This window comes from Cellulomonas avistercoris (assembly GCF_014836445.1).
GTDB classification, from domain to species: Bacteria; Actinomycetota; Actinomycetes; order Actinomycetales; family Cellulomonadaceae; genus Cellulomonas; species Cellulomonas avistercoris.
Genome location: NZ_JACSQV010000004.1, coordinates 167257 through 183206, shown reverse-complemented (window position 1 = coordinate 183206; position 15950 = coordinate 167257). Strand labels below are relative to the sequence as shown.

Below are 15950 nucleotides of genomic sequence, written 5' to 3'. Positions count from 1 at the left end.
CGGTGAGCGGGCTGCGTGCCTCACGCGTCGGCGTACGACTCCACGACCGCCAGGTCGAGCGCGAACTCCACGGGCGCCGACCCGAACAGCAGCCGGCCCGCCTCGTCGGCGGCGTCCCGCACGGCCTGCGCGACCTCGTCCGCGTCGGCCGCGGGGGAGTGCACCACGACCTCGTCGTGCAGGAAGAACACCAGGTGCGCGCGGCCGTCGCCGATGCCGCGCAGCCGGCGCCGCAGGGACGCGAGCCAGCACAGCGCCCACTCGGCCGCCGTGCCCTGCACGACGAAGTTGCGGGTGAACCTGCCCCGGTCGCGCGCGCGGCGTCGGGCGTCGCGCACGTCGTCGGGGTCGGCGCCCTCCGCGCCCGCGGCGCCCAGGCGGTCGAGGAACGCGGCGCTCCCGGGCGGTGACGTCCGGCCCAGCCACGTCGAGACCGGCTCGCCGCGCTCGCCCGCGCGCGCCGCCGCCTCCACGAGCGCGACCGCCTGCGGGTACGCGCGGGTCAGCCGCGGCATGAGCATGCCCGCGGTGCCCGTGGTCGCGCCGTAGATCGCGCCCAGCAGCGCGTACTTGGCGTCCTTGCGGGTGGGGACCGTGCCGGCGTCCGCGATCCGCTGGTACAGGTCCGACCCGCGCGCGGCCTCGGCCATCGCGCGGTCACCGGACATCGCGGCCAGCACGCGCGGCTCGAGCTGGGAGGCGTCGGCCACGACGAGCCGCCAGCCCGGGTCGGCGCGTGCGGCGCCCCGCAGGGACGCGGGCAGCTGCAGCGCGCCGCCGCCGTCGGTCGCCCAGCGTCCCGTCACGACGCCGCCGACCACGTACGCGGGGCGGAACCGCCCGTCGTGCACCCACGCGTCGAGCCACGCCCAGCCGTTGGCGCTCAGCAGGCGCGACAGCCGCTTGTACTCCAGCAGCGGCTCGACGACGGGGTGGTCGAGCTCGCGGACCTCCCACTTGCTCGTGGACCCGAGCGAGAAGCCCTGGCGCCGCAGCGCGGCGAGCAGGTGCGGCTGGGAGTCGGGGTTGAGGCGGGGGTCGCTCAGCAGCTCGCGGATCGTGGCGACGAGCTCCTCGAGGCGTCGCGGGCGCCCGCCGCCCACCGGCCGCGGCCCGAGGAGCGCCGTGAGCAGCTCGTCGTGCCGCACGGGGTCCCAGGGCAGGCCGTCGTGCTGCATCTCGGCGGCGAGCAGCGCGCCGCCGGACTCGGCCGCGAGCAGCAGCCGCAGGCGGCCGGGCCGCGTCGAGCCGGCGACGGCGTCGAGCTGGTCGCGCAGCGCGGCGAGCAGGTCGTCGGGCGTCGCGTCGCCGGGGTCCGGGCGGTCGGACGGCGTCGTGGTGTCGCGCAGCGCGTCGAACAGGTCGGGCTCGTGCTCCGCCGGGGCGTCCGGCGGCGGCGCGTCCAGGGGGCCCGGCGGCGCGGACTGCAGCCGCGCACCGGTGGCGGACGCCGCGTGCCGCAGGATCGTCTGGCACAGCCGCAGGTCGTGGCAGCGCTCGACGCGCACACCCGCCGCGAGCAGGGCCGGGTACCAGCGGCGCGTGTCGTCCCAGACCCAGCGCGGGTGGTCGGCGGCCTCGAGCCGCGCGACCGCGTCCGGGACCGCGTCGTCGTCGACCACCGCCACGTCCTGCGGCGCGGCGTCGGCGTCGAGCGACGTCAGCGTGACGGTGCGTGCGCGCGTGTCACGCGTGAGCAGGACGGAGGCGGGCACGCCCCATCCTCGCGCGGCCCGCCGACACCGGCGTCACTCGTCGCGGCTGGACAGCACGCAGAACTCGTTCCCGTCGGGGTCCGCCAGCACGTCCCACGAGACGTCGGGCCCCTGCCCGACGTCGACGCGCGTGGCCCCCAGGTCCAGGAGCCGGGCGATCTCGGCGTCCCGGTCGTCCGAGGTGTGCGGCGCCAGGTCGAGGTGCAGCCGGTTCTTCACGGTCTTGTCGTGGTCGACCTGGACGAAGCAGAGCCCGGGCGGGAGGCGGTGGAACGGCGTCGAGGCGGCGGCCTCGCGCGCCCACGGCGGCAGGACGTCGGCCTCGTCGTCGGCGAGCGGCACGTAGTCCCACCCGAGCGCGGCCGCCCACCAGCGCGCGAGCGCGTGGGGGTCGCGGGACTCGACGACGGTGGTGTACCAGCGCAGCGGCATCGTGACTCCTCGGTCGGGTGCCCGTCACGCTACGACCGGCCACCGACACCCGCGCGTCAGCGCGCGAGGGCCGTCCGCACGGCGTCGCCCGGCACGGCCAGCAGCGCGCTGCCGTCCTCGCCGTCCAGCGTCACGACGAGGTCGGCGGTGTCGGGGTCGACGACGACCTCGACCGCGTCGTCGCCGTGCACGACGCCCGGTGCGCGCAGGGCGTCGTCGAGGATCTCGCACGGCCACATCCAGCGGGTGACGCCGGACGGCTGCAGGAAGTGCACGACGAGGTGGGCGCCCTGACGGTGCACCGTCGTCGCGACCGTCGCCGACGTGCGCACCAGCACGCAGTCCGCCGACGTCAGTACCGGTGTGGCACCCGTCTCACCCATGTCGACCTCCGCTGCTCTCGCCCCCGACGCCCGGGTCGGGCGCCCGGCGACCGCGGGCCGGCCGGGTCGGTCCGGACGCTATCGGCGTCCACCCACACAGGGGGGTGCTGTGCGGGGTGAGATACCCGTGCGATCGGGTGACGTGCGACGACGCGTCCCACGGGCGGCCCAGCGCGCGGCAGGGCGAGCGCTTGCGTCCCGGGCGGGAGCCCGCGCCCGGCCCGGGGCGTCCCACCGGTCCGGTGCCGCCCCGCACCACCCGGCCACCCGGGACGCCCTGCGGTGGCTATCGTCGGACGGTTACCGCGCGCCGCGTCTCCTGCGTTAGCGTCGTGCGGCCGGTCGCACGATCCGAACGTCGTAGAGGACCCCTTGGTGGACACCCCCCCGTACCAGGACCCGTCGCTCCCCATCCCGGAGCGAGTCGCGGACCTGCTGAGCCGCATGACGCTGCCCGAGAAGGTGGGCCAGATGCTGCAGCTCGACGCCCAGCCGGGGGTCGAGGACCTCGTCCTCGAGCAGCACGTGGGCTCGATCCTGCACGCCTCGCCGCAGCGCGTGCTCGAGGCGCTCGACGCCGTCGAGCGCTCGCGGCTGCGCATCCCGCTGCTGGTCGCGGACGACGCGATCCACGGGTACTCGTTCTGGCGCGGCGCGACGATCTTCCCCACGCAGCTCGGCGTCGCCGCGTCGTGGGACCCCGCCGCGGCCGAGGCCATGGCGCGCGTGACGGCCGTCGAGGTGTCCGCCACGGGCCTGCACTGGACGTTCTCGCCCGTGGTCTGCATCACGCGCGACCTGCGCTGGGGGCGCGTGACCGAGACGTTCGGCGAGGACCCGTTCCTCATCGGCGAGCTCGCGGCGGCGATGGTGCGCGGATACCAGGGCGACGGCCTGGACGACCCGACGGCGATCCTGGCGTGCGCCAAGCACTTCGCCGGGTACTCCGAGACCCAGGGCGGGCGCGACGCCTCGGAGGCGGACCTGTCGCGGCGCAAGCTGCGCTCGTGGTTCCTGCCGCCGTTCGAGCGGGTGGCCCGTGAGGGCGCGCGGACGTTCATGATCGGCTACCAGTCGACCGACGGCGTGCCGATCGTCGTCAACAAGTGGCTCCTGCAGGACGTGCTGCGCGGCGAGTGGGGCTGGACCGGCACGCTCATCACCGACTGGGACAACGTCGGCCGCATGGTCTGGGAGCAGAAGATCGCCCCCGACCACGAGCACGCGGCCGCGAACGCGGTGAACGCGGGCAACGACATGGTCATGACGACGCCCGGGTTCTTCGAGGGCGCGCAGAAGGCCGTCGCCAACGGCCTGCTCGACGAGGCCCAGCTCGACGCGGCCGTCGCGCGCATCCTCACGATCAAGTTCGAGCTCGGCCTCTTCGAGGACCCGCGTCGCCCCGACCCGGTCCGGCAGGCCGAGGTCATCGGCTCCGACGACCACCAGGACATCAACCTGCACGTCACGCGGCGCTCGCTCGTGCTGCTGCGCAACTCGGGCGTCCTGCCGCTGGGCGGGGGCCTGGAGTCCGGGCTCGACGGGCGCGCGACCGCGCCCGACGGCTCGGTGCCGCCGCCCCTGCGCCTCGCGCTGGTCGGCCCCAACGCCGACGACGTCGACGCCCAGCTCGGCGACTGGGCCGGCCGCTCGGGGCAGGTCGACTGGATGCGCGAGGAGGGCCACCCGCGCGACATGACCGAGACGGTCCTCGACGGCCTGACCGGTCTGCTGCCCGAGAGCTGGGAGCTGACGTACGCGCGGGGCGCCGAGATCGGCCGGCTCGGGCCCGACCCCGAGGGCGAGCTCTACCCGGACGGCCAGCCGCGCATGCCGATCCTGCACGCGGCCGAGCCGGACGCCGCGCTCATCGCGGAGGCCGTGGCAGCGGCGGAGGCGGCCGACCACGTCGTCGCGGTCGTCGGCGACACCATCGGGCTCATGGGCGAGACGCGCTCGACCGCCACGCTCGAGCTGGTCGGCGGGCAGGTCGCCCTGCTCGACGCGCTCGCCGCGACCGGCACGCCCATGACCGTCGTCCTCGTCGCGTCGAAGCCGCTGGTCCTGCCGGACTCGGCGCTGGGCGCCGACGCGATCGTGTGGGCCGCGAACCCGGGCATGCGCGGCGGGCGCGCGATCGCCGAGCTGCTGCTCGGCACGATCGACCCCGCGGGACGCCTGCCGCTGACGTTCGCGCGGCACGTCGGGCAGCAGCCCGTCTACTACAACGGCCTGCGCGGTCAGCACGGCAGCCGGTACGCGGACCTCACGCAGGACCCGGCGTTCGCGTTCGGCGAGGGGTTGTCGTACTCGACGGTCGAGTACACGGACCTCACCGTCGCCCAGCCCGTCCTGGGCCGCGACGACGTCGTGCGGGCGCAGGTCACGGTGACCAACACGGGCACGCGGCCGTCCCACGAGGTCGTCCAGGTCTACGTCAGCGACCTCGTCACGTCGCTGACGTGGGCGGACAAGGAGCTCAAGGCGTACCGGCACGTCGACGTCGCACCGGGGGAGTCCGTCGTCGTCGACGTCGAGCTGCCCGTCGCCGACTGCACGATCGTCGACGCCGAGGGCCGGCGCGTCGTCGAGCCGGGCGAGTTCGAGCTGCTCGTCGGCCGCTCGTCGCGCGACCGGGACCTGCTGCGCGCGGGGTTCACGGTCACGGGCTGACGCGCGGGCGTCAGGCCCCGCCGCCGGTGCTCTCGCGCACGACGAGCTCGGGCTGGAAGACGACCCGCTCGGGGGTCGTGCCGTCGCCGGCGGCCTCACGCAGCAGCAGGTCGGCGGCGGTCCAGCCGAGGGTGTGCGTGGGCTGGCGCACCGTGGTCAGGGGGACCGCGAGCATGCTCGCGACCGGGATGTCGTCGTAGCCGACGACCGCCATCTCCTCGGGGACGGCGACCCCGGCGCGGCGCAGCGTGCGCAGGGCGCCCACGGCCGCGAGGTCGTTGGCGCACAGCGTCGCGGTCGGTCGACGCGCCGGTGGCAGGGCCAGCAGCCGGCCCATGCCGGTCGCACCGGCGTCGAGGTCGAGCGTCGGCACGGTCACCTCGACGAGCGCCTCCTGCGGGTCGAGCCCCGCGGCCGCCAGAGCGGCGACGGCGCCCTCGCGCCGTGCGGCGCACTGGCTGATGGTGTCGGGGCCGTTGACGAAGCCGATGCGACGGTGGCCCAGCGCCAGGAGGTGCTCGACCGCGAGCCGCTCCCCGCGCACGTCGTCCACGCCGACGCACGAGATCGGCACCGGGCGGCGCGGGACGTCGAGCAGCACGATGCGCACGCCGCGCTCGCGCATCGCGAGGATCGCGTCGAGCGACGTGTGGGCGGGGCTGACGATGAGGCCGTGCACGCCGTGCTCCTCGTGCAGCCGCAGGTAGCGGGCCTCGCGCACGGGGTCGTCGTCGGACGACGACAGCAGGAGCGTGTACTGGTCGGGGGAGATCCGGTCCTCGATGCCGCGCGCGATCTCCGTGAAGAACGGGTTGGCCATGTCCAGGACGATGACGCCGACGGTGTGGATGGCCCCCACGCGCAGCTGCCGCGCCGAGGCGTTGCGGACGAACCCGAGCTCCTCGATGGTCGCCTGCACGCGACCCCGGGTGGACGGCGCGACCTGGTCCGGCCGGTTGAGGACGTTCGACACGGTGCCGACCGAGACGCCCGCGCGGCGCGCGACGTCGGTGATCGACGGGCGCCGTGCCGTGCCGTGACCGCTGCTCGTCATCGACGCCCACCCGTTCCTCGTGCGTCGCCGGCCGTTCGGCCTCGTCGGAGGGCCGTGCCGATGCTAACGGCGGCGCGGGGTGCGCGCCCGCGCCCGCCCACGACCCGCCCGTCCGTGGATCGCGAAACGATTCGCCGTGAACCGAGCCCTGCGGTGTTCCGCATGATCATGCGATTGTGAACGTACACAACGGCTGACGGCACGGCGGGAGTGCCCGTCGGCGGTCCGGGGCACCCGCCAACGTCGGCGGGTGCGAGCAGAGAGGGCGACGCATGCAGAACACATCGCGACGGGCCCGCAGGGCGCTCGTCGCCGCGACCTCGGTCGCCGCACTGACCCTCACGGGTGTGCTCACCACGCTGCCGGCACATGCCGCGGCCGCCACCCTCGGTGCGGCCGCCCAGCAGAGCGGGCGCTACCTCGGCGTGGCGATCGCCGCGGGCAAGATGAACGACGGCACCTACATGGGCATCGTCGACCGTGAGTTCAGCTCCATCGTGGCCGAGAACGAGATGAAGATGGACGCCACGGAGCCGAACCAGAACCAGTTCAGCTACACCAACGGCGACCGGATCGTCAGCTACGCGCTCGGCAAGGGCAAGCAGGTCCGCGGGCACACGCTCGCGTGGCACCAGCAGCAGCCCGGCTGGATGCAGAACATGTCCGGCGGCACCCTGCGCAACGCCCTCATCAACCACGTCACGCAGGTCGCGACCCACTTCCGGGGCAAGATCTACGCCTGGGACGTCGTCAACGAGGCCTTCGCCGACGACGGCCGCGGCAGCCGGCGCGACTCCAACCTGCAGCGCACGGGCAACGACTGGATCGAGGCCGCGTTCCGCGCCGCCCGCGCCGCCGACCCGGGCGCCAAGCTCTGCTACAACGACTACAACACCGACGGCATCAACGCGAAGTCGACCGGCGTGTACAACATGGTCCGCGACTTCAGGTCGCGCGGCGTGCCGATCGACTGCGTCGGCTTCCAGTCCCACCTGGGCACGGGCGTCCCGAGCGACTACCAGGCCAACCTCCAGCGGTTCGCCGACCTCGGGGTCGACGTGCAGATCACCGAGCTCGACATCGAGCAGGGCGGCAACCAGGCCAACGCCTACCGCCAGGTCACGCAGGCGTGCCTGGCCGTCGCGCGCTGCACCGGCATCACGGTCTGGGGCGTCCGCGACAACGACTCGTGGCGCACGGGCGCCAACCCGCTGCTCTTCGACAGCTCGGGCAACAAGAAGGCCGCCTACACCGCGGTCCTCGACGCCCTCAACGCGGCGCCGCCGACGCAGTCGCCGACGCCGACGCGGTCGGCGACACCCACGCCGTCCGTGACACCCACGCCGTCCGTGACCCCCACGCCGTCACCCACGTCGTCGGCCACGCCGACACAGAACCCGGGCACCGGTGCGTGCACGGTCGAGTACAAGGTCACGGCGCAGTGGCCGGGCGGCTTCACGGGTGACATCCGGATCACGAACCACGGCGCCGCGCTCAACGGCTGGACCCTCGCGTTCGCCTTCCCGGGCAACCAGAGCGTCCAGCAGTCGTGGAGCGGCGTCACCACCCAGACCGGCAACCAGGTGAGCATCCGCAACGCCGACTACAACGGGTCCGTGCCGTCCGGCGGCACGGTGCAGCTCGGCTTCAACGGCGTGTTCTCCGGCAGCGACAACCCGGTGCCCACGGCGTTCACGCTCAACGGCGCCGGCTGCAACGGCGCCGTGGTCCCGACGCAGTCACCGACGCCGTCCGTCTCGCCCACCCCGACACCGACGCCGACGCCGACGGTCTCGCCCACGCCGACCGTGACGCCCACGCCGACGGTCTCGCCCACGCCGACCGTGTCGCCCACCCCGACGCCGCAGCCGACCTGCAACCTGCCCTCGTCCTACCGCTGGTCGGACTCCGGGGTGCTCGCGCAGCCGCGGTCCGGCTGGGTGTCGCTGAAGGACTTCACGGTCGCGCCGTACAACGGGCAGCAGCTCGTCTACGCCACGACGCACGACAACGGCACGTCGTGGGGGTCGATGAACTTCGGCCTGTTCACGAGCTACTCGCAGATGGGCTCGGCGAGCCAGAACGCGATGCCGTTCAGCGCGGTCGCACCGTCGCTGTTCTACTTCGCCCCGAAGAACGTGTGGGTCCTGGCGTACCAGTGGGGCGGTCCCGCGTTCTCCTACCGGACGTCGACCAACCCCACCGACGTGAACAGCTGGTCGGCGCACCAGAACCTGTTCACCGGGTCGATCTCGAACTCCGGCACCGGTCCGATCGACCAGGCGCTCATCGGCGACGACCGCAACATGTACCTGTTCTTCGCCGGTGACAACGGCAACATCTACCGGGCGTCGATGCCGATCGGGAACTTCCCGGGCAGCTTCGGGTCGAGCTACCAGACGATCATGACCGACACGCAGGCCAACCTGTTCGAGGCGGTGCAGGTCTACAGGCTCCAGGGCCAGCAGCGCTACCTCATGATCGTCGAGGCCATGGGCTCGCAGGGCCGCTACTTCCGGTCCTTCACGGCCACGAGCCTCGACGGGCAGTGGACCCCGCAGGCCGCGAGCGAGTCGAACCCGTTCGCGGGCAAGGCCAACTCGGGTGCGACGTGGACCAACGACATCAGCCACGGTGAGCTGCTGCGCACGAACGCGGACCAGACCATGACGGTCGACCCGTGCAACCTGCGTCTGCTCTACCAGGGCCGCAGCCCGAGCTCGGGCGGCGACTACGGTCGCCTGCCGTACCGCCCGGGCCTGCTCACGATGCAGCGGTAGCCCACGACCGTCGGCGGGCCGGACACCCGACCGACGCACGACGGGCCCGGCCCTCGCCCCAGGGGCGGCGACGGCCGGGCCCGGCCCGGGAACTCGGACCCGGGCGGGCCGGGCGGCGCGGGGGGCCGCCCGGCCACCCCCTGCCCGCACGAGGAGCGCGGGCCGCGAGCTCCCCGGGGGGTCGGCGACCCCCTCCCGACGCCCCGGGGGTGTGCCGTGGGCACCGTCACGGACCGTGACGGTGCCCATCGGCGTCCGGTCAGCGCGGCGGCTGCCCGCCGACCACGTCCGGCAGCGCCTCGACGAGGGCCTGGGTGTCGGGGTGCTGCGGCGCCCGCAGGACCTCGCGCAGCGGCCCCGACTCGACGATGCGCCCCTCGGCCAGCACGAGCACGTGGTCGGTGAGCCGGTCCAGCAGACGCACGTCGTGCGACGCGACGAGCAGCCCGATGCCGTCGGCGCGCACGAGCGCACGGATGTCGTCGGCGATCTCCTCACGCATCGACTGGTCGACGGCCGTCAGGGGCTCGTCGAGGAGCAGGAGGTCCGGCCGGGTCGCGAGCGCGCGCGCGATGGCGATGCGCTGCCGCTCGCCGCCGGACAGCGTCCCGACGCGGCGCGTGACGAACCGGATGGGCAGGCCGACGACGGCGAGCGCGGCCTCGACGTCGTTGTTCGTCGTCCGGCCGGCCTTGCGGGCCTCCTTGAACGCGTCGAGGATCGTCTCCTCGACGGTCCGCTGGATGTCGACGCCCGCGATGCCGTTCTGGTGCACGGTGCGCAGGCGCGCCTTGACGTCCTTGCGCTTGCGCCGGGGCGTCTTGGCGACGGGGACGCCGCCGAGCGTCACGTGCCCCTGGGAGGGCCGCATGCCGCCGCCGAGGATCTCCACGAGGGTCGACTTGCCGACGCCCGAGCGGCCGAGCAGGCCGATCGCGTCGCCGGGGCGCAGCGTGAGGCCGACCCCCGCGAGCACGGGCGGGCCGCCGTACCCCGCCCAGACGTCGGTGGCCTCGAGGACTGCGGGGGCGCTGCTCATGCGTGGTGCTCGTCTCGTCTCGTCGTGGGCGCCGGTCCGACGCCGCTTGCTGGTCCCAACGTACGACCAGGCCGGTCGGATCCCACGATCCGCCGTCCGATCCACGGTGCCCCCCGGTGCTAGCGTGCTCGGGCAACCGTCCGAGACGCCGCAGGCGGCGCCCCGGGTCCCCGGCGACGACGCCGCTGCGGCCCCGTCCTCGCCGCGCGTCGTCGCGCGCCCCTGGAGGACCCCGTGCCCGCTGACGCCCGCATCCGCTACGGCGCCGACTACAACCCGGAGCAGTGGCCGCAGGACGTCTGGGACGAGGACGTGCGCCTCATGCGCGACGCCCACGTCACGACCGCCACGGTGGGCGTCTTCTCGTGGTCGCGCCTCGAGCCGCGTCCCGGGGAGTACGACTTCGCGTGGCTCGACGACGTGCTCGGGCGTCTGCACGCCGGCGGCGTCCGCGTGGTGCTCGCGACCGCGACCGCCTCACCGCCCGCGTGGTTCGCCGCGCGGTACCCCGACTCCCTGCCGGTCACGCAGGACGGTGTGCGTCTGGCCTTCGGGTCGCGGCAGCAGTACTCGCCGTCGTCCCCGGACTACCTGCGGCACGCCCTCGCGCTGGTCGAGCAGGTCGCCGCGCGCTACGCCGACCACCCGGCCCTGGAGATGTGGCACGTCAACAACGAGTACGGCTGCCAGGTGTCGCGCTCGTACGACGCGCACAGCGCCGCCGCCTTCCGCACGTGGCTCGCGCGCCGCTACGGCGACGTCGAGGAGCTCAACCGAGCCTGGGGCACGGAGTTCTGGTCCCAGCGGTACGGGTCGTTCGACGAGGTCGGCGTGCCGTCCGCCGCGCCGGCGACGCGCAACCCGACGCAGGTGCTCGACTTCCGGCGCTTCAGCTCCGACGCCATGCTCGCGCTGCACCGGGCGGAGGTCGACGTGATCCGCCGGTACAGCCCCGACGTGCCGGTCACGACCAACTTCATGGGGTTCTTCGAGGGGGCCGACTACTGGGCCTGGGCGCCGTACGTCGACGTCGTCAGCGACGACGCGTACCCGGACCCCGTCGACCCCGCCGCGTACGTGCGGCTCGCCGCGCAGCGCGACCTCGTGCGCGGGCTCGGGGGCGGCCGGCCGTGGCTGCTCATGGAGCAGGCGACCGGCGCCGTGAACTGGCGTGCCCGCAACGCGCCGCGCCCCCGCGGCCAGCACCGGGTGCAGTCCCTGCAGGCGGTCGCGCGCGGCGCGGACGGCGTCCTGCACTTCCAGTGGCGGCAGTCGGCGTCCGGCGCCGAGCGGTTCCACTCGGCGATGGTGCCGCACGCCGGGCCGGGGTCGCGGGCGTTCCGGGACGTCGTCGCGCTGGGGGAGGAGCTGACGGGCCTGGCGGACCTGGTCGGCACGAGCGTCACGGCGCACGTCGCGATCGTCCTGGACTGGGACTCGTGGTGGGCGCTCGAGCAGGACGCGGTGCCGACGCGGGTCGGGTACGTCGAGCGGTTCCTGGACTGGTACGCGCCGTTCCTGCGGCGCGGGGTCACGGTCGACGTCGTGCCGGCCGGTGCCGACGTCGTGGGCTACGACCTCGTCGTCGCGCCCGTCCTGCACGTCGCGCGCCGCGCGCACCTCGAGGCGCTGGACGCGTACGTGCGCGGGGGCGGGCACCTGGTCGTCACGTACGCGTCGGCCGTGGTCGACGAGGACCTGCGGGTCTACCTGGGCGGGTACCTCGGGCCGCTGCAGGGGACGCTCGGCGTGCGGGTCGAGGAGCTCGCCCCGACGGCCGGGCCGGGCGGCACGCCCGGACCCGCCCTGCGGCTCACCGGCGGGCTCGAGGGTGCGGCGTCCCTGTGGCAGGACGTGCTGGTCGTGGACGACGCCGAGGTCGTCGCGACGTTCGCCGACGGGTACGCGGCGGGCGGTGCGGCCGTGACGCGGCGCGAGCACGGTGACGGGGTCGCCTGGTACGTCGCGACGCAGCCGGCGCCCGACGTGCTCGACGCGCTGGTCGACCGCGTGCTGGGCGAGGCCGACGTGGCGTCGCTGTTCGCCGCGCCCGTCGAGGGCGTCGAGGCCGTGCGCCGCGGCGACCGCCTCGTCGTGGTGAACCACCGGGCCGAGCCCGTGACGCTCGACGTCGCCGGGGTCCGGGTCGAGCTGACCGCGCACGACGCCCGCGTGCTGCCCGCCGACCCGGCCTGACACCCCGGTGGCCGCGGGAGTGTGAAGCGTCGTCGCTGGAATCCGGCAACAACGCCTCACACTCCGTCGGTCAGCGGCGGCGGGCGACGAGGACGGCGTCGCGGACGGTGATCTCGGCGCCGTCGTGCCGGTGGGGGCGCTCGACGACCTGCGCGTCGAGCGACGCCCACTGCTCCGGGTCGAGGTCGGCGGCCACCTGGGCGGCCGTGTGGCCGAGGCGTGCCAGGTGCGGGCGGGGCACCGGCCCGTCGAGGTCCGACGGGTCGTGCCCGACGACGAGCAGCGTGCCGCCCGGCGCGACGGCGTCGGCGAGCCACGCCCAGCCGCGTCCGCCCTCGGCGTGCAGGTAGTGCGACGTCACCAGGTCGTACCGCTCGGCGGGCGCCCACGTCCGCAGGTCGGCCTGGACCCACGTGACCTCGAGCCCGCGCGCGGCGGCCTGCGCGGCGCCGCGGTCCAGCGCCGTCTGCGACGCGTCGACGGCCGTCACGCGCCACCCGTGCTCGGCGAGCCAGACGGCGTCGGCGCCCTCGCCGGCGCCCGCGTCGAGCGCGGTGCCGGGTGCCAGGTCCGCGGCGACCTGCGCGAGGGAGGGGTTGACGTGGCCGCTCCACATGCGGTCGGACGTCCGGTAGCGCTCCTCCCACCAGGTCGGGTCGAGTTCGTCGGCGGACGCGATGTCGTCGGTCACGGGGGTCTCCTCGGGTGCGGGGTGCGGGTGCGGGTCGGGGGTGCGGTGCGGGCGGTGCGTCAGGCGCGCGCGGCGGCGAGGTCGGCCGTGACGAGCGACAGGTTGACCTGCGCGCCGACGGCCGCGCCCCCCGCGATGCTCGACGCGAGCGCGTGGTGCGGCCCCGCGACGTTGCCGGCGGCCCACACGCCCGCGACCGACGCGGCGCCCGCGCCGTCGACGACCACGCCGCGGCCGAGGTCCTCGTCGGGAGAGCCGACGGCATGCGTCTCGAGGCCGAGGCCGTCGACGAGCGCGTCGTCGAGGGCGGCGCGCGGTGCGACGAACACGGCGTCGCACGCGACCGTCGTGCCGTCCGCGAGCGTCAGGCCCGTCAGGGCGTCGTCCTCGACCCGCACGCCGGTGGCGCGTCCGGCGACGACCCGCACGCCGCGGGCCGCGAGGTCGGCGCGGGCGGCGGGGTCGAGGTCGACGGCGTCGTGCAGCACGACCGTGACGTCGTCGCTGAGCTGCCGCGTCAGCAGCGCACGGTGGACGACCGACGACCCGGAGGCGAGCACCGCGAGGCGGCGGTCCCGCACCTCCCAGCCGTGGCAGTACGGGCAGTGCAGGACGTCGCGGCCCCACCGCTCGCGCAGCCCGGGGACGTCGGGCAGCTCGTCGCGCAGGCCCGAGGCGAGGACGACGCGCCGCGACCGGTGCGTCGTGCCGTCGGCCGTGCGGACCTCGAACGCGGGCGCGTCGCCCGGCAGGCGGCGGGCGTCCACGGCCCGCGCGGTGACGACCTCGACGCCGTAGCGCTCGACCTCGGCGCGGCCCGCCGCGAGGAGCTCGGCCGGCGGCGTGCCGTCGTGGGTGAGCAGGTTGTGGGCGTGCGGCGACGACGCGTTGCGGGGCTCGCCGGCGTCCAGGACGCGCACGCTGCGACGCGAGCGGCCGAGGCACAGGGCGGCGGAGAGCCCGGCGGCACCGCCGCCGAGCACGAGGACGTCGACGGGGGAGGCGGTCTCGATCGGCATGCTCCGAGCGTGCGGGAACCGCTCCGAGTTGACAAGTGCTGTTGCCGAGGTGGCAAATGGGCGCATGGACGACCTCGACGAGGTGCTGGGAACGGTCGGACCGCGGCTGCGCGCGCTGCGCGAGCACCGGGGGGCCACGCTCGCCGACGTCGCGGGCGTCACCGGCATCTCCGTCAGCACGCTGTCGCGCCTGGAGTCCGCGCTGCGCCGTCCGACGCTCGAGCTGCTGCTGCCCCTCGCACGGTTCCACGAGGTGACGATCGACGAGCTGGTCGACGTGCCGGCAGGCGACGACCCCCGGGTCGCGCCGCACCCGACGGTGCGCCACGGCGTCACGTACGTCCCGCTCAGCCGCCGCGGCGAGGGCCCCCACGCGTACCGGCTCGAGTACCCGCCGCGCACACCGGCCGAGGTCGGCGAGCCGCGGGTCCACGAGGGCTACGAGTGGCTCTACGTCCTGAGCGGCACGCTGCGCCTGGTGCTCGGGGGCAGGTCGCTCGACCTCGTCGCGGGCGAGGCCGCCGAGTTCGACACGCGCGTCCCGCACTGGCTGGGCAACGTGTCCGACAGCCCGGTCGAGGTGCTCGCCCTCTACGGGCCGCAGGGCGAGCGCATGCACGTCCGCGCGCGCCCCCGCCGCAGCGCCTGACCTCGACGTGGGACGGCCGGACGGCGAGACCGCGCTGGGTCGTCCTCCCGCGCCGGGTCGACGACCCAGGCCGGTCTCGAGGGGTCAGCCGAGCGTCGCCGCGACCACCAGCAGCACCGGGACGCACAGGATGGTGGTTGCCAGGCCCGTGTCGCGAGCGAGGGCCTCGCCGTGGCGGTACCGCATCGCGTAGACCAGCACGTTCTGCGCGGTCGGCAGCGCGGCCATCGCGACGACCGCCAGCAGCGCGGGGGCCGGCAGCCCGAGCGCGTTCCCGACGCCCCACGTCAGGACCGGGTGGACGACCGACCGCAGCCCGACGGCCAGGGCGAGGTCGCGCCGCGGCGCCGCCCCGCCGGTCGTGCGCGGCACCGCGAGCGACATGCCGAACGTGATGAGCGCGAGCGGTGCGGCCGCGGCGCCGACCAGTGCGAACGGCTGCAGGGCGACCTCGGGCAGCGACCACGGGAGCGCCGCGAGCACGAGCCCGGTGAGCGTGGCCAGGATGATCGGGTTGCTCAGCGTGCGCCGCACGACCGTCTCGACGCGCATCGCGAGCGGGACGCGCCCGCCCGGCGCGGGGGCCGGGGCGCCACCGGGGCGGGGCTCCAGGGGCGGGGTGGGCCGGGCGTCGAGGACGGCGAACGCGACGGGTGCCAGGACCAGGAGCTGGAAGAGCAGCGTGGGGACGACCGCGACGGGGTCGTCGAGCAGGTAGACGGCCAGCGGCAGGCCGATGTTGCCCGCGTTGACGTACGAGGACGCGAGCGTGCCGACCGTGACGTCGGCGGCGGGCCGGTGCCACACCAGGCGCAGGACGACGACGGCCAGCACGGCCACCGCCGTCGTGCTCACCCACGTGACGAGGGCCGTGCGTGACGCGAGCAGGTGCAGGTCGGCGTGCGCGACGGTCGAGACGAGGAGCGCGGGCGTCGCGACGGCGAAGACGACGCGCGCCAGCACCGGCGCCGCACGCTCGCCGAGCACGCGCCAGCGGCCCAGCGCCCAGCCGAGCCCGACGACGGCGCCCATCGTGCCCAGCGCGGCGAGGACGGCGGACATCAGCGCGTCCGCCGCACCGGGACCGACGGGGCGCGCGGTGTCACGGCGCGATCCTCGCACGGGGCCACCGCGGGACGTCCGCGGGGCGGTCCCGCCGGGCGGTCCGTCCGGGTTGTCCGGACGCGCCACGTGATCGTGACCTGCGCGCCGCCCGGGCGCCCGGGTGGCAACGCGATGGCAACGGACGCGAAACATCGCGCTGCGAGCCTGCGGGAGCGCAGGGGGCGCTTCTCACGGCACGCACCGTTCCACCGGTG

The 15950-nt window shown here is 75.1% G+C and carries 12 protein-coding genes; 4 read left to right on the top strand and 8 right to left on the bottom strand.

Translation table 11 applies throughout. From position 1 onward, the window contains the following. Positions 1-20: 20 nt before the first annotated feature. Genes H9657_RS06640 through H9657_RS06630 form a run of 3 tightly spaced genes read right to left on the bottom strand, consistent with a single transcriptional unit; the run spans position 21 to position 2530 of the window. Entirely contained in the window at positions 21-1715 is a 1695-nt protein-coding gene (locus tag H9657_RS06640) for a bifunctional 3'-5' exonuclease/DNA polymerase (protein ID WP_191781645.1), read from the bottom strand. 33 nt (positions 1716-1748) lie between these two features. Next, on the bottom strand, positions 1749-2147 hold the full coding sequence (locus tag H9657_RS06635) for a VOC family protein (RefSeq protein WP_191781643.1): 399 nt from the start codon (positions 2145-2147) through the stop codon (positions 1749-1751). Positions 2148-2203: 56 nt separating this feature from the next. Continuing rightward, entirely contained in the window at positions 2204-2530 is a 327-nt protein-coding gene (locus H9657_RS06630; RefSeq protein WP_191781641.1) for a hypothetical protein, read from the bottom strand. Positions 2531-2902: 372 nt separating this feature from the next. Here H9657_RS06630 and H9657_RS06625 point away from each other — a divergent pair, with 372 nt between their 5' ends. Further along, positions 2903-5203, top strand: a complete 2301-nt coding sequence (locus H9657_RS06625; protein WP_191781639.1) for an exo-beta-d-1,3/1,6-glucosidase — start codon at positions 2903-2905, stop codon at positions 5201-5203. Between the two features lie 10 nt (positions 5204-5213). Here the strand turns inward: H9657_RS06625 and H9657_RS06620 are convergent, their stop codons facing one another. Continuing rightward, complete coding sequence (locus H9657_RS06620; RefSeq protein ID WP_191781637.1) at positions 5214-6257, bottom strand: LacI family DNA-binding transcriptional regulator; 1044 nt, start codon at positions 6255-6257, stop codon at positions 5214-5216. A gap of 272 nt (positions 6258-6529) precedes the next feature. Here H9657_RS06620 and H9657_RS06615 point away from each other — a divergent pair, with 272 nt between their 5' ends. Beyond that, on the top strand, positions 6530-9037 hold the full coding sequence (locus tag H9657_RS06615) for a non-reducing end alpha-L-arabinofuranosidase family hydrolase (protein WP_191781636.1): 2508 nt from the start codon (positions 6530-6532) through the stop codon (positions 9035-9037). Positions 9038-9296: 259 nt separating this feature from the next. On the opposite strand, the gene H9657_RS06610 is transcribed toward H9657_RS06615, so the two are convergent. After that, positions 9297-10076, bottom strand: a complete 780-nt coding sequence (locus tag H9657_RS06610; RefSeq protein ID WP_191781634.1) for an ATP-binding cassette domain-containing protein — start codon at positions 10074-10076, stop codon at positions 9297-9299. A gap of 234 nt (positions 10077-10310) precedes the next feature. Between H9657_RS06610 and H9657_RS06605 the strand changes: the two genes are divergently transcribed. Then, a complete protein-coding gene (locus H9657_RS06605) occupies positions 10311-12272 on the top strand; it encodes a beta-galactosidase (RefSeq protein ID WP_191781632.1) in 1962 nt (653 codons plus the stop codon). Positions 12273-12342: 70 nt separating this feature from the next. On the opposite strand, the gene H9657_RS06600 is transcribed toward H9657_RS06605, so the two are convergent. Both H9657_RS06600 and H9657_RS06595 read right to left on the bottom strand, forming a co-directional pair. Then, a complete protein-coding gene (locus tag H9657_RS06600; RefSeq protein ID WP_318241344.1) occupies positions 12343-12963 on the bottom strand; it encodes a class I SAM-dependent methyltransferase in 621 nt (206 codons plus the stop codon). Between the two features lie 59 nt (positions 12964-13022). Continuing rightward, the gene (locus H9657_RS06595; RefSeq protein WP_225214777.1) at positions 13023-13982 is read right to left on the bottom strand and encodes an NAD(P)/FAD-dependent oxidoreductase; all 960 of its coding nucleotides are present in this window, start codon (positions 13980-13982) and stop codon (positions 13023-13025) included. 64 nt (positions 13983-14046) lie between these two features. On the opposite strand from H9657_RS06595, the gene H9657_RS06590 reads away from it, so the two are divergent. Next, positions 14047-14631 carry a helix-turn-helix domain-containing protein gene (locus H9657_RS06590; protein ID WP_191781630.1) on the top strand — a complete coding sequence of 195 codons (585 nt, stop codon included), beginning with the start codon at positions 14047-14049 and terminating at the stop codon, positions 14629-14631. 84 nt (positions 14632-14715) lie between these two features. Here H9657_RS06590 and H9657_RS06585 read toward each other — a convergent pair whose 3' ends face one another. Then, positions 14716-15753: an AEC family transporter gene (locus tag H9657_RS06585; RefSeq protein ID WP_318241343.1), complete on the bottom strand. Its 1038-nt coding sequence runs from the start codon at positions 15751-15753 to the stop codon at positions 14716-14718. Positions 15754-15950: the final 197 nt, after the last annotated feature.

Coding starts and splice junctions, on each gene's coding strand:
- H9657_RS06635 (WP_191781643.1), bottom strand. CDS start 2,147: ATGCCGCTGCGCTGGTACACCACCGTCGTCGAGTCCCGCGACCCCCAC.
- H9657_RS06630 (WP_191781641.1), bottom strand. CDS start 2,530: ATGGGTGAGACGGGTGCCACACCGGTACTGACGTCGGCGGACTGCGTG.
- H9657_RS06620 (WP_191781637.1), bottom strand. CDS start 6,257: ATGACGAGCAGCGGTCACGGCACGGCACGGCGCCCGTCGATCACCGAC.
- H9657_RS06615 (WP_191781636.1), top strand. CDS start 6,530: ATGCAGAACACATCGCGACGGGCCCGCAGGGCGCTCGTCGCCGCGACC.
- H9657_RS06610 (WP_191781634.1), bottom strand. CDS start 10,076: ATGAGCAGCGCCCCCGCAGTCCTCGAGGCCACCGACGTCTGGGCGGGG.
- H9657_RS06595 (WP_225214777.1), bottom strand. CDS start 13,982: ATGCCGATCGAGACCGCCTCCCCCGTCGACGTCCTCGTGCTCGGCGGC.
- H9657_RS06590 (WP_191781630.1), top strand. CDS start 14,047: ATGGACGACCTCGACGAGGTGCTGGGAACGGTCGGACCGCGGCTGCGC.